At 61.1% G+C, this 13,380-nt stretch carries 10 protein-coding genes; 5 read left to right on the top strand and 5 right to left on the bottom strand.

The window, feature by feature from the left end; all coding sequences use genetic code 11:
• Positions 1-90 precede the first annotated feature (90 nt).
• A complete protein-coding gene (locus AC1DZQ_RS06325; protein ID WP_476962700.1) occupies positions 91-1,134 on the bottom strand; it encodes a tyrosine-type recombinase/integrase in 1,044 nt (347 codons plus the stop codon).
• Positions 1,135-1,692: 558 nt separating this feature from the next.
• Between AC1DZQ_RS06325 and AC1DZQ_RS06320 the strand changes: the two genes are divergently transcribed.
• From AC1DZQ_RS06320 to AC1DZQ_RS06300, 5 genes are all read left to right on the top strand, one after another.
• Entirely contained in the window at positions 1,693-3,309 is a 1,617-nt protein-coding gene (locus tag AC1DZQ_RS06320; protein ID WP_476962699.1) for an alkaline phosphatase family protein, read from the top strand.
• Complete coding sequence (locus AC1DZQ_RS06315; protein ID WP_476962698.1) at positions 3,306-3,947, top strand: hypothetical protein; 642 nt, start codon at positions 3,306-3,308, stop codon at positions 3,945-3,947. Before AC1DZQ_RS06320 ends, AC1DZQ_RS06315 begins: the two co-directional genes overlap by 4 nt.
• Before the next feature lie 1,018 nt (positions 3,948-4,965).
• Positions 4,966-5,136, top strand: a complete 171-nt coding sequence (locus tag AC1DZQ_RS06310; protein WP_476947055.1) for a hypothetical protein — start codon at positions 4,966-4,968, stop codon at positions 5,134-5,136.
• A 512-nt stretch (positions 5,137-5,648) separates the two neighbouring features.
• Positions 5,649-6,422 (top strand): DUF6994 family protein, encoded by a 774-nt coding sequence (locus tag AC1DZQ_RS06305; RefSeq protein WP_476962697.1) that lies wholly within the window; start codon positions 5,649-5,651, stop codon positions 6,420-6,422.
• 686 nt (positions 6,423-7,108) lie between these two features.
• Entirely contained in the window at positions 7,109-8,320 is a 1,212-nt protein-coding gene (locus tag AC1DZQ_RS06300; RefSeq protein ID WP_476962696.1) for a serine hydrolase domain-containing protein, read from the top strand.
• A gap of 654 nt (positions 8,321-8,974) precedes the next feature.
• Here AC1DZQ_RS06300 and nrdF read toward each other — a convergent pair.
• The 4 genes from nrdF to nrdH all read right to left on the bottom strand — a co-directional run bounded on the left by nrdF (position 8,975) and on the right by nrdH (position 13,025).
• Positions 8,975-9,949 carry a class 1b ribonucleoside-diphosphate reductase subunit beta gene (gene nrdF, locus AC1DZQ_RS06295; RefSeq protein ID WP_024368367.1) on the bottom strand — a complete coding sequence of 325 codons (975 nt, stop codon included), beginning with the start codon at positions 9,947-9,949 and terminating at the stop codon, positions 8,975-8,977.
• Positions 9,950-10,033: 84 nt separating this feature from the next.
• Complete coding sequence (gene nrdE, locus AC1DZQ_RS06290) at positions 10,034-12,154, bottom strand: class 1b ribonucleoside-diphosphate reductase subunit alpha (protein WP_377985181.1); 2,121 nt, start codon at positions 12,152-12,154, stop codon at positions 10,034-10,036.
• A 71-nt stretch (positions 12,155-12,225) separates the two neighbouring features.
• Complete coding sequence (gene nrdI, locus AC1DZQ_RS06285) at positions 12,226-12,654, bottom strand: class Ib ribonucleoside-diphosphate reductase assembly flavoprotein NrdI (protein WP_476962832.1); 429 nt, start codon at positions 12,652-12,654, stop codon at positions 12,226-12,228.
• A gap of 125 nt (positions 12,655-12,779) precedes the next feature.
• Complete coding sequence (nrdH, locus tag AC1DZQ_RS06280) at positions 12,780-13,025, bottom strand: glutaredoxin-like protein NrdH (protein WP_018773329.1); 246 nt, start codon at positions 13,023-13,025, stop codon at positions 12,780-12,782.
• Positions 13,026-13,380: the final 355 nt, after the last annotated feature.

Here is a 13,380-nt window from a genome sequence, read left to right as displayed (position 1 = left end):
ATCCGCCACCCCCAGTGAGCCGTAAGTGGGTGAGAGAAGGGAAGTCCCCGTCGGCTATCGTCCTGTGGCCCGACTTTTGTCGGACACGCCCTAGCTCTCCCGTGGTCGAAGTCGTAGAAGACCTAGGATCGTCGGAGCATCCGGCTCCGCCCGCAAGCTCTCAATACGAGCGATCTTTTCGTTCGCTGCCGCGAGCGTGATTTCGAGGCCCTCGACCTCTCCGGTCCAGCCGTATTCGCGGGCCTCGGCAATCCTCTCGATCACGTTGTCGCGGATGTCGACGAACCTGTCGAGCTCATCGGGATCAGGCCGAAGCWGGCTGCAGCGAACACGCGCGTGTTCGTGCTGACAGCTCGAGCCCCAAGACCGGCCGCAGCTGCCCAGACTCAGCTTGCGCTCGATGAAGTGGCCCTGGAAGTCTCCCCATTCCTCTTCCGTTACCTCGCGCTGATCGGCTCCGGGCGTCTGGGCTCGACGATGAACGATGAAGCGCCCGTGCTCGGTGATCACTGTTTCCGGATATACCGCAGCGTAGCTCTGCGTCGTCTCAATACTTTCGTGACCAAGTAGCGCTGCGATGACGTGGATCGAAACTCCGCTGTTCTGAGCGTCGGTCGCAAAGATGCGCCGCAAGTCGTGCGGGGTGTAGGTCATGTCGCTGCCCGTGATCCTGCGAATTCCGGCCCAATCGCTGGCCTCGCTCTTTCGCTGATAGACGTACTGATAGCTCATGGACTGATAACGCGTTCCGATCTTGCGCTGGAACAGCAACGGAGCGGCGGGCGAGACCTCGTGCTCGTGCGAGTCATATCGACGTGTGAGCGGAAGCGTTCCGTCTGGTTGCCTTAGTCGATGAACGATCTGGGCGAGCACATGCACTAGCTCGGAAGAAGCGACGATGAGGCGCTCCTTGTCCGTCTTGGACGGATAGACGTGCAGAAGCGGGATGACTTCGCCCGACTGCGGATGTCTCCAGCGCTGGATCGAAAACTGATCGAGCTCAAGGAGTTCCTCGATCCGCAGACCCACCTGATGCAGGAGGTGCACGATTGCCCAAGACCAGAACGCGTCCTCTTCGAGCCTCGTGAGGTCGATGTTCTCTTGTTGACTGCTTGACCCGACCGGGCGGAGCATGACACGGGTCGTGTCGATCCGGGTGTAGGTGCCGTTTTCCCACTCGATCGCGCGCCGGGCGCGAGCTCTTCGGCCTCCTCTAGCCAACGTTTGGTTGCGCGCAATCGCTTCTCGGTCGCCACGAGAAGCCGCGGCAGCTCGGGGGCACGCTCCCTTGTTCGTTGGTGTGAGCGCGACTTGTTCTCGCGCTGCTGCTTTCCATAGCCGGCAAGGTCTGCTTCGGAGTGATTGGTGCGCCCCGGGCTTCTGGCGCAAGTCGTAGGAGCGTCACGGCATCTCCGTTAGGCATCCACTGAGTCCCGAACTGGCCAGCGCGACGGTGCTGCGACCACTCGTTCTTACTGGGTGTGTCGCTATTGGCAGGCTGCGGCTGACACCTTCCTTTACCGGGTTTGCCGATGTGGGTGCGATTCAGAGCTGCTCGGTGAGTAGTTCCCCAGCCCCGGCTCCGACTTGGCCTTGACAGGGCTGAGGCGCGAGCGTAGGACGGTTCGAGGGGGCGGAGGGACCGAGATGGAGGTCGAGGGGGCGAAGCGACCGAGATGGAGGCGGAAAAGCATGGCGATTAGTCGAAGCAATGCGATGGATCACATGGTGGTGGTCGTGTTCGAGAACCGGTCGTTGGACAACGTGCTCGGCCATCTGTACGGCCCCGAGGACGGGAAGACGTTCGAGGGGGTGATCGGCAAGGACCTGTCGAACCCGATCCCGGAGTGGGCCGAGGACGGTGCCGATCGCAAGGTGGTGCCGTACACCGTCGCGACGAGCATGGACAGCCCGAACCCGGACTCGGGCGAGGAGTACCCGCACACCAACACCCAGCTGTACAACGTCCTGAATGAACACAATCGCTTCAAGATCCAGGAGGCCATCGGCCCGCCGCACAACGCCCCGGCACCGGGGCAGACTCCGACGATGGACGGGTTCGTCACCGACTACATCAGCAACTTCACCGGCGAGGTCGGTCGCCAGCCCACCTACGAGGAGTACGCGCAGATCATGACCGGGTACACCCCCGAGCAGGTCCCGGTCCTCAACGGGCTGGCCCGCGGCTTCGGGGTGTTCGACCACTGGTTCTGCGAGGTCCCCTCTCAGACGGCACCCAACCGGGCGTTCTGGACCGCGGCCACCTCGTCGGGCTACGTGTGGAACCCGCCCACATCGAAGTTCATCAAGAACAACGACGCCGAGACAATCTTCAACCGGCTCGACAGCCACGGCAAGACGTGGAAGATCTACGTCAGCGAGCCCATGGCGTTCTCCGCGCACGGGCTGATCCACTACCAGCGACTCGAGAAGCAGTTGGCGACGCACGTCGTGCCGTTTGCGCAGTTCGAAACGGATGCCGCGAACGGCGACCTGCCCGACTTCTCGTTCATCGAGCCGAACTTGATGATCGGCCACAACGACTACCACCCCGCGGTCAGTCGGTCCCTCAGCGCCAGCGTGACCTTACCCGGCGACGACCCGCCGTCGTCGATCCTCGGTGGCGAGGAGTTCCTATCGCGGATCTACGCCGCCTACCGGGGGATGCAGGGCACGACGGGCACCACCGTGTGGAACACGGCGCTGCTGATCGGCTTTGATGAGCCGGGCGGCACCTATGACCACGTCCCGCCGCCTGCCGTGCCGAGCCCGGACAAGGCGTCCTCGCCCGGCGAATTCGGCTTCGGGTTCGACCGCTCCGGCTATCGCACCCCCGCGGTGATCGTGTCGCCGTGGGTCGCCGAAGGAGAGGTGTCCACCGAGGAGTACCGGCACACCTCGTTGATCGCGACGCTGCGCGAGCAGTGGGGTCTGGGAGATCCGTTAACCGCACGCGACGCGGCCGCCCGGACCTTCTCCAGCGTCTTCACCCTCGACACCCCACGCGACCCGAAGACCTGGCCGGTCCCGAAGGCGCGGCCGGTGCCGCCGATGCAGCAGGAGATGGCCGCACTCGGCGCGGTGATCTCCAGTCTCGGCAAGAGCCTGCTCCAGGGGATCCGCGAGTTCGCAGCGAAACACGACGGCGAGATCGAGGGACTCCCGAAGGACCCCAAGGCCGACATCCCCAACGACCAAGTCGTCAACGTCATCCGGGGCTTCCTTGCGAACTGGTTCCCGCTGCTCGCAAGCAAAGAGCGGCCAGCAGCAATGAGCGCACCTGAAAGACACGAAGGAACGCATTCATGAGCGATCTCACTGCGATCGACATCCTGATCGACCCCGATGAGATGATGGTGAGCCGCGCCCGGTCAGCAAACGCACGGATGCTCGCCAGCTTCCCGAACGGGTTCGCGCTCGACGAGCATCACCAGCCTCACATCACCACCCTGCAACGCTATGTCAGGACCGCAGACCTCGACCACGTCTTCGACGCGATAGAAAGGATACTGGCCACCCTCGATCTCGGAAAGCTCTCGCTGACCGCTGCGAAAGTCGCACACATGACAGTAGACGCAACACCGGGTGCAGGCCTCACCGCCATCGTCGTCATCCCGGGCCCTGACGTCCTCGAATTTCAGGCCCGATTGATCGACGCGCTGGCTCCGTATACAGAAAACGGCGGATCCGCCGATGCCTACGTCAGGACCGAAACCGAGCCGGAAATCAACGATTCAACCATCAAATACATCGACGAGTACGTGCCCCTTCACAGCGGATCGAACTACATAGCCCACGTCACCATAGGTCTCGCAACACTCGACGACCTGGCCGCAATCGAGGCAGAACACTTCGACACATTCACCTTCTCGCCTGCCGGAATCAGCGTCTACCAACTCGGCAACAACGGCACAGCAGCAAAACACCTCAAAAGCTGGACCCCCTAAACGCAACTCCAGCGACCTATATCTTCCACAACAATCGCCAACCGGCTCAGCCTCCGCCAAACCGTTTCGCCGACTAGTGAACCAACCGCCCAGTAGCTTCCGATCGCAAAACCAGGCAGTTGGCCAACTACCGTGGAATCTCACATCGACATCTCACACGAAGGACCAAAAGACCGTTTAGTTTGTCCAAGGACCGTTTAGTTTGTCCAAAGGACCAAGTTGCCTGTCTATCTACAGATGTAGATGGACAGGCTACTTGGTACCGAGGACCACTTTCGCTACCGCGTATTTCCGCGATCGCAGGAGCCCGTGCACGCCATGACATGGACAAACCAGATGGTCCTTTATGCTCCTGTCGTGGTTCCTGATCCGCCTCCTTTTGCTCGTCCTGAGATTTAGAGGCGGCCCAGTCGTGACACCAGGGACTCGATTCTCCAACTGCCCCGCACTGTACGGCCGGAACCTCTCGCGATGCCGAGGGTTTATGTCCCACGTCGGTAGCGAGCCGCCGATGACCTGACACAGGCTGGGCCGTGCTCCAATTCCGGCCAGAACGGAATGAAGGTGCAGGGCGGAAATGGGGGTGGTCCTGACTCAAACCGTCACAAGCAACCGGCGAGTCGTGGGTGGTCCTGGTTCAAGCCGTCACACCGGTCCTGAATCAAACTGCCATAGTCAGAATTGGGACTGAGGACCACGCAGCCAATACCGGAACCCGAGGCGTCCGAAGCCGGCCAACCAGCCTAGAGCCGACGAGCGGTCGAGCCGCGAGAACGACGCGCGCCGCAGGCGCGAAGAAGAGGCCGAAGAGCGTCGTCGCCAGCAAAACTTCGACCGCACTCTGCTTCTCATTGACAAGTACGTGATTCCGTTGACGAAAAATTACCTCATTCCGGGTGCGACTAAGTTGTGGGACACCAAGGGCAGACCATTGTGGGACACCAAAGTCGTGCCCGGGGGGAAACGGCTTGCGCAGCGATTGTTCCGCCCGAAGCTGAACGAGCCAGAGGTCCCAACCGTGAACGGAGATGCTCCTGAGTTCGCAGCCGAGACCGCCAACCCGCCCGCGGCCTTCCGGCACAGTACCAACCACACAGTCGAGATGTCGGCCGAAAAAGAGGCCGTTGAAGACACGGCCGTCGCTGACGTCATCCAGATAGATAAATACCAGGACTGCCGGTCCGCGTAGGGGGTCGGCGGCGTTTGACCTTATGGAGGGCAAGCTGACGTACTGCCTCGAACGTCAGAGTCACGGCGCTGGGCAGGGTGGCCTCACTGCCCGGGAAGCGGCGCAAGTGTTGTGCGCACCAGCAGATGCCCGCCAGCGGGACGCGGTAGGACGGACGGCCATACAGGGAGAGCGCGGTTGATCAGGCCAAGTATGGTCAGCAGCTTGATTAGTTCGCGTTCGATCAGCACGCAGCACACTGAAGCGGAGCCAGGCTAGCCCGTGTGGGAAGGCGTGGATATAGGGGAACTCATCAACCAGAGCAAATCAGGGCGAAGCTTGTCGTAGGCGGCCCGATGCTCTGCAAGCCCGGCGCCAGGTTCTCACCAAGGGATTGGCTAAAGGGGTGGCCGCGGGTCCTTGGAGGAGCCCAATGCCGCCGAAGATTATCATCCAAGTGCTTGCGCGACCGTGCAGTTGTTTCAGCTGCAGGTTCCGCGGTTCGCAAAAGGCGGGCACATAGACTTCCTTCCATGCGCGTCTTCGACATTGCCTTCAACTACCTGCTCGACACCACGCCTCCAGGAAGGGACCCGGACTCCCATAGTCCGCGGCTCAAGGCTGACCATCAGCTGCTCTGGAAGAAGGAGCTATGCGAGGGGCAGCTGTTCGAACTGGCGGTCTCGGAAGTTCCCAAGGTGCGTCGGAAAAACTACCTGATGTTCGAGCAGACGCCCGACAAGTGGTTCACGGTCGGCAGTGACGCCATCACGAACTCCTACACCAGGTGGGGGAAGCCCAAGGCCTTGGTCGAGGCTAAGGCCGAGTTGAGTGAGGAGCAGAAGCGCCGCTATTTCGACCCGCCGTACACGATCGGCAGCGCCATGATCTGGCCCGTCAGGACAATACACCTGCCCACCCTCAACACCGCCAGGGGAATGCGGATACGGATTGCGGACCGGATGGACTTGACTCTGGAATGCATTCGGCGCCACTACGCCAAGGAGCCAGGCAGCCCCCTCGCCGACGTCACCACTAACTATGGGGACTTCTTCGAACTCTTCCGTACGTTCGAGAAGTTCGTGGAGTTCTTCCACTTCCAGGATCTCGTGACGCCGGAGGGGAAGATCGACTTCTTCCTCGAGGAGGATGAGGACAAGGTCTTCACGCGCCTCGGCGTCCCGGTCACGAAGGACGAGTACGTCAGGGTTCAGGAAGCCTCGCTGAAGTTCATAGCGCTGCGGGGCAACCGGATGGCCGACTGGGTCGAGAAGAACCACCGCGACATTGAGGTCCGACGGCAATAAACACCGGCCTGTCCCTACCCGAGAATGCGAGAACAGGCGACGAATCACGGCGCTCCGCCTGTCACAGCATCTAGGAATCTCCCCAGGAGATCGGCCAGTTCGCCTTGCTGGCCTCTCGTTTGAGCAAGTGCTGCAATTCGGTTGCAGGAGAAGCCTCGAAGCGTGGTAGTTGTCTCCCCTATTCCAGGAACCGAGCAGGCGGAAAACTAGCCTGCTGCCGCTTCCAGGCGGTCCGAAATTAACAATTGTTAAAGTGCGAAAAATCTACACGCGGACCTGTTAATCTTCGGGCGTACTGGACAACCAGTGTCCAATACGGCCAAAGATTAACAATCGGTCCTTGTGGTTACGGCCTTTTCACGCGGACATTAACAACCTGTCAGACCGGCTTTCCGCCTGTAAGTTAGCAAATCGGACCTGGGCGGCGGAAGGCTCGACTCTACGACTAGGAGGCGCAGCATTTCCTTTCAAACTGTTGAGATGCCCGTCCAGATTCCTGACGAAACCGGCGACCATTGCGCGCTGATCTGCATCGATGCCAAAGCGAAGAACTTTGATCGCCATGGTACTCAGCAACGCCCTGACCAGGAGGCGGTCTCAGACCGGGCTTGGCCGACTCAGCAGGCTGCCTGCGGAGGGACTTTGAGAGCCATGCCTATCCAGAAGACACATTTGAGCGTAAAAGGATGTTCATGGGTGCCTTGCCTGCTTGGTGGCGGACGCGTCTTCGTCTGATCGGTGCCGCGTTTTCCGCGGTTTTGCTTGTCGCTGTGAGCGGTTGCGTGGGAGCCCCTCCCGGCCCGGCCCCTTCCGGGCCGACTCCGCCGAGCGCCGCCGCGATCCAGGCAGCGACTGATTCTCTGGAACGCAGGGTCCAGCACTTCATGGACGGTGGTGCGACGGCCTTTGTTGTGCACCTGCGATGGCCTGGCGGGGAATGGTCCAAGGCCTACGGTGTGCGAAGCCTAGATACCAATGACCCGGCCCAGCCGCAGGACCGGGTATCGGTAGCCAGCATTACGAAGTCGATGGTCGCCGTCTCCGTCCTGAAACTCGTCGACCAGGGACTCATTGGGCTCGATGACCCGGTGAACGGCGTCCTGGAGAGTTTCCGGACCACGCTGCGGCCGCCCGGACCGATCACCGTCCGCCAGTTGCTGGACCACAACTCCGGCATGCCCGACTACGGAGACGCAGAACACGAGGCGGAACCACTGCAGCAGGTTATGAACACGCGGCTCAGCCTGCAGCGGGGACTCGAGCTGGCCGCCACGCTCCCGTGGGAGTCCAAGAATGTGGACCGCTTTTCTTACTCGAACTCCAATTACCTGGCTCTTGGCCAGCTGATCGAAAAGCTCCGCGGACGTCCCGTCGCCGACGTGCTCAATCAAGACATCTTTGCCCCTCTGGGACTTCAGCACACGTCGCTGGCCGAACCGGACCGCGGGGCTCCGGACAACATCCACGCCTACATCATGGATGGCAGCGAACGGGTCGATGTCACCCAGGCCGAGGTTTGGGTCGGCTCCCCCGCAGGCGGCGTCATCTCCACCACGCAGGACATCAACACCTTCTACCGGGCCCTCCTCCAGGGCCAGCTGCTTTCCCCCGCCATGCTGGAGGAAATGAAGAAGAAGGCCGGCTTCGCGGAATACGGGCTCGGTCTAAGCCGGTTTCCTGACGCATGTTTCGGCGAATTCCGCTACGGCCATCACGGGGCGATATTCGGTTACATGAGTATTTCCGTCACGAGCGCCGACGGCGGCAGCCAGGTCACGATGGCCATGGCAGTTCGGCCGATGCCTTGGCAGGACGCGGCAACCGCAAGCCGCATCGACCTGCTCGGTACGCAGATGGAACAGGCTGCCCAGGAAACCCTCGACAACCTCTGCCACTGAGCTGATTGCACAGCCGGGAGTTGAGGGAGGTCTTCCCACCGTGAACGCGGCAACCTCAGCCAGAGACCGCTCGGCACGCGGGCCTATCCCATCCCAACAATCCCAGCCCAGGCGCCACTCGCGCCGGTTCCGCCACCGCCACGGTCATCGTCCTTACCGCAACGCCTGCAGCGCGGCGATCCGCCAGTTCTGCTCCCGCGGAAGCGCCGCCGAGTAGCCAGTGGCATGCTCCGCCGGTTCGAAATTAGCAATTGCTACGTTACTGAATATCTCGAAAAGGAATTGTTAATCTACGGACATACTGGACAACCAGACCATTGGTCCGAACTAGGCCAGCGGGACCATCAGCAGCAAAGACAGAAAAGTGAATTCCACCACCGCGCTCCCCCGCTCAGAGCCGTTGTCCCCGATGGCATCGTCAGGGCCGGATGGCTGTTTGCCCTCAGTGGAAGACTTCTGACTGGACGAGGAAGAGTGCACCCACATAGGTCGGGACGGGTTCTTCCACTTACGCGCCATCTCACCTGAGGCGCCAGATTCGGACCAAGTTGCACCGAGGTCAGGTTGACCAGAATTGGTCCAACTTGGTCCGAAAGAAATCAACTAGCTCCGAATTTCACACACACCCCCAACTAGGCCAGTCTTGAAAGAGGACTAGAAGTCCCAGTCGTCATCCTCAGTGTTGACGGCCTTGCCAATGACGTACGACGAACCCGAGCCCGAGAAGAAGTCGTGGTTCTCGTCAGCGTTCGGCGACAGGGCCGAGAGGATCGCCGGGTTCACGTCGGTGACGGAGGCCGGGAACATGGCCTCGTAGCCGAGGTTCATGAGGGCCTTGTTGGCGTTGTAGTGCAGGAACTTCTTGACGTCCTCGGCCAGGCCGACGGAGTCGTAGAGGTCGTGCGTGTACTGGACCTCGTTCTCGTACAGCTCGAAGAGCAGCTCGAACGTGTAGTCCTTGATCTCCTGCTTGCGCTCCTCGGACAGGCCCTCCAGGCCCTTCTGGAACTTGTAGCCGATGTAGTAGCCGTGCACGGCCTCGTCGCGGATGATCAGGCGGATGAGGTCAGCCGTGTTCGTCAGCTTGGCCCGTGAGGACCAGTACATCGGCAGGTAGAAGCCGGAGTAGAACAGGAAGCTCTCCAGCAGCGTGGAGGCCACCTTGCGCTTCAGCGGATCGTCGCCCTGGTAGTAGTCCATGACGATCTGGGCCTTCTTCTGAAGGTTCACGTTCTCGGTGGACCAGCGGAACGCCTCGTCGATCTCCTTGGTGGAGGCCAGCGTGGAGAAGATCGAGGAATAGCTCTTCGCGTGCACGGACTCCATGAACGCGATGTTCGTGTAGACAGCCTCCTCATGCGGGGTGATCGCATCCGGAATCAGCGAGACGGCGCCGACGGTGCCCTGGATGGTGTCCAGCAGGGTCAGGCCGGTGAACACGCGCATGGTGAGCTGCTGCTCGTCCGGGGTCAGCGTCGCCCACGACTGGACGTCGTTGGACAGCGGGATCTTCTCCGGCAGCCAGAAGTTGTTGACCAGGCGGTTCCAGACGTCCACGTCTTTGTCATCCTGGATGCGGTTCCAGTTGATCGCCTCGACGTGGCTAAGCAGCTTGACCTTCTCGGTCATGTCATCCCCTAAAAGTTGGGTTCTTCGTTAAGTTAAGCGTACGACGGCGGGCGGGCGCCCGCCGTCGTACTCAAGCGATGCTGGTTACAGCATGCAGCTGACGCAACCGTCCACCTCGGTCCCTTCCAGCGCGAGCTGGCGGAGACGGATGTAGTAGATGGTCTTGATGCCCTTCTTCCAGGCGTAGATCTGGGCCTTGTTGATGTCGCGCGTGGTGGCGGTGTCCTTGAAGAACAGCGTCAGGGACAGGCCCTGGTCCACGTGCTGCGTTGCAGCGGCGTAGGTGTCGATGACCTTCTCGTAGCCGATCTCGTACGCGTCCTGGTAGTACTCCAGGTTGTCGTTCGTCAGGTACGGCGCCGGGTAGTACACGCGGCCCAGCTTGCCTTCCTTGCGGATCTCGATCTTGGACGCCACCGGGTGGATCGAGGAGGTGGAGTTGTTGATATAGGAGATCGAGCCGGTGGGCGGCACAGCCTGCAGGTTCTGGTTGTAGATGCCGTGCTCCATGACGGAGGCCTTCAGTTCGCGCCAGTCATCCTGGGTGGGGATGTGGATGTTCTTGAACAGCTCGGCGACCTTCTCGGTCTGCGGGACCCATTCCTGCTCGGTGTACTTGTCGAAGAACTCGCCGGAGGCGTACTTGGACTTCTCGAAGCCGCCGAAGGTCTGACCGGTCTGGATGGACAGCAGGTTGGAGGCGCGGACCGCGTGGTACACCACCGAGTAGAAGTAGATGTTGGTGAAGTCCAGGCCCTCTTCGGAGCCGTAGTGGACCCGCTCGCGGGCCAGGTAGCCGTGCAGGTTCATCTGGCCGAGGCCGATCGCGTGGCTCTGGTCGTTACCGCGGGCAATCGAGGGCACCGAGGTGATGTTGGACATGTCCGAGACGGCCGAGAGGGACCGGATGGCCGTCTCGATGGTCAGGCCGAAGTCCGGCGAGTCCATGGTCTTGGCGATGTTCAGCGAGCCCAGGTTGCAGGAGATGTCCTTGCCGGTCTGGTCGTAGGACAGGTCATCGTGGTACGTCGTGGGCTGCGAGACCTGGAGGATCTCGGAGCACAGGTTGGACATGATGATCTTGCCGTCGATCGGGTTTTCCCGGTTCACGGTGTCCTCGAACATGATGTACGGGTAACCGGATTCGAACTGGATCTCGGCGAGGGTCTGGAAGAACTCGCGCGCCTTGATCTTGGTCTTCTTGATCCGGGAATCGTCCACCATCTCGTAGTACTTCTCGGTGACCGAGACGTCGGAGAACGGCATGCCGTAGACCTTTTCGACGTCGTACGGGGAGAACAGGTACATGTCCTCGTCCCGCTTGGCCAGCTCGAACGTGATGTCCGGGATGACGACGCCGAGCGAGAGGGTCTTGATGCGGATCTTCTCGTCCGCGTTCTCGCGCTTGGTGTCCAGGAAGCGGTAGATGTCCGGGTGGTGCGCGTGCAGGTAGACGGCACCGGCGCCCTGGCGGGCACCGAGCTGGTTGGCGTAGGAGAAGCTGTCCTCGAGGAGCTTCATCACGGGGATGACGCCGGAGGACTGGTTCTCGATCTGCTTGATCGGCGCGCCGACCTCGCGGATGTTGGTCAGCGCGAAGGCGACGCCGCCGCCACGCTTGGAGAGCTGCAGCGCGGAGTTGATGGACCGGCCGATCGACTCCATGTTGTCTTCGATGCGGAGCAGGAAGCAGGAGACCAGCTCGCCGCGCTGCTTCTTGCCGGCGTTCAGGAACGTCGGGGTGGCCGGCTGGAAGCGGCCCTCGATGATCTCATCCACCATCTGCGTGGCGAGCTTCTCGTCGCCGCGGGCCAGGTGCAGGGCCACCATGCAGACGCGGTCCTCGTAGCGCTCCAGGAAGCGCTTTCCGTCGAACGTCTTCAGCGTGTAGGACGTGTAGAACTTGAACGCGCCGAGGAAGGTCTCGAAGCGGAACTTCTTCTTGTACGCGCGGTTGTAGAGCTCGCGGATGAAGTTCATCGTGTACTGGTCGAGGGTCTCGCGCTCGTAGTACTCGTTCTTGACGAGGTAATCGAGCTTTTCCTCGAGGTCGTGGAAGAACACGGTGTTGTTGTTCACATGCTGCAGGAAGTACTGGTGCGCGGCCTCGCGGTCGGCCTCGAACTGGATCTCTCCGTTGGGGCCGTAGAGGTTCAGCATGGCGTTGAGCTCGTGATAGCCCAGGCCCTTGTAAGCGGCCGGCATCTCGTGCTTTTCCTGCTTCTCATGCTTCTCAACTGCGGTGGCGGTGGCCGCGTGGGTGCCTGCGCCCTCAGTTACTGCTGTGTCTGCGACAGTCGTGTCCAAAACTCTTCCAATCCTTGTTGTACGCGGTTGACGTCTTCCGGCGTCCCCATGAGTTCGAAGCGATATAGGTGCGGGACCTTGCATTTGGCGGCGATGATGTCGCCGGCCATGCAGTAGTTGTCCCCGAAATTCGTGTTCCCTGCGCCGATCACTCCGCGGATCAGCTTCCGGTTGCCCGGGTCGTTCAAAAACCTGATGACCTGCTTTGGAACAGATCCTTCTCCCCCGGTGCCGCCATAGGTCGGGAGCAACAAAACGTAGGGCTCCCGGGCCGCCAGCGGAGTGTCCCTCGGGTAAAGGGGGATCCTGGCGGCGTCGACGCCCAGCTTCGCAACGAAGCGTGCGGTGTTTTCGGAGGTGGAGGAAAAGTAGATGAGGCGGCAGTGCGTTGTGGTGATCGGTGGTGCTGTGCTGACCGCTTCCCCGCTGTCAGCCGTGGCAGCCACCCGATCTTCAGTTGTTACAACCACGGGGTCACCTCATCTACCGTGAATTCTTGCCTGGTAGCGGCGTCCGGAGCGTTTCAGGCTACAGCGACGGCGGCGGCCTGCGCCAGTTCTTCGATCTTGTCCGGGCGGAAACCTGACCAGTGGTCCTGGTCGGTGACGACAACGGGGGCCTGCATGTAGCCCAGGGACTTCAGGCGCTCAAGGGCTTCCGCATCCTGGGAAATGTCGACGCTCTGGTAGGCGATGCCCTTCTTGTCCAGCGCGCGGTAGGTCGCGTTGCACTGAACGCAGGCCGGCTTCGTGTAAACCGTAACGGTCATGGTCCTGTCCCCTTTGTTGAAATCTGCTGTGGAGCACTGTCCCGGCTCCGGATGTCCCGCGCTGATGCTCTGCTGGAACTGTATGTCGATACTACATGTAGTGCAAGAGCCCCACGTGGACCCCAAGATGATGTATTACAAGTATGTCATTTTACCCACCGTTAATCCACAGGAGGGGGCCTTCCAAATGTCCGGATTTCCGCCATTTTGGTGGACGTAATCCACACCCTGTGGAGTAGTTAGCCACATTAATTACCCCCGCGTGTCGCACCGCAGACGGCGTGTCGCGACCCTTTCCGCAGGGGCCGGACGGTGGCCCCGGCCACTACATCTGGTGTCGGGGCACACGAAAGAG

Source organism: Arthrobacter sp. P1_C12_2 (assembly GCF_056406415.1).
This window is presented reverse-complemented; position numbering and strand designations above follow the sequence as displayed.

Excerpts from the sequence above, each read along its gene's own strand:
- AC1DZQ_RS06320 (WP_476962699.1), top strand. The coding sequence starts at position 1,693 with ATGGCGATTAGTCGAAGCAATGCGATGGATCACATGGTGGTGGTCGTG.
- AC1DZQ_RS06315 (WP_476962698.1), top strand. The coding sequence starts at position 3,306 with ATGAGCGATCTCACTGCGATCGACATCCTGATCGACCCCGATGAGATG.
- AC1DZQ_RS06305 (WP_476962697.1), top strand. The coding sequence starts at position 5,649 with ATGCGCGTCTTCGACATTGCCTTCAACTACCTGCTCGACACCACGCCT.
- AC1DZQ_RS06300 (WP_476962696.1), top strand. The coding sequence starts at position 7,109 with ATGTTCATGGGTGCCTTGCCTGCTTGGTGGCGGACGCGTCTTCGTCTG.
- nrdF (WP_024368367.1), bottom strand. The coding sequence starts at position 9,949 with ATGACCGAGAAGGTCAAGCTGCTTAGCCACGTCGAGGCGATCAACTGG.
- nrdE (WP_377985181.1), bottom strand. The coding sequence starts at position 12,154 with ATGCCGGCCGCTTACAAGGGCCTGGGCTATCACGAGCTCAACGCCATG.
- nrdH (WP_018773329.1), bottom strand. The coding sequence starts at position 13,025 with ATGACCGTTACGGTTTACACGAAGCCGGCCTGCGTTCAGTGCAACGCG.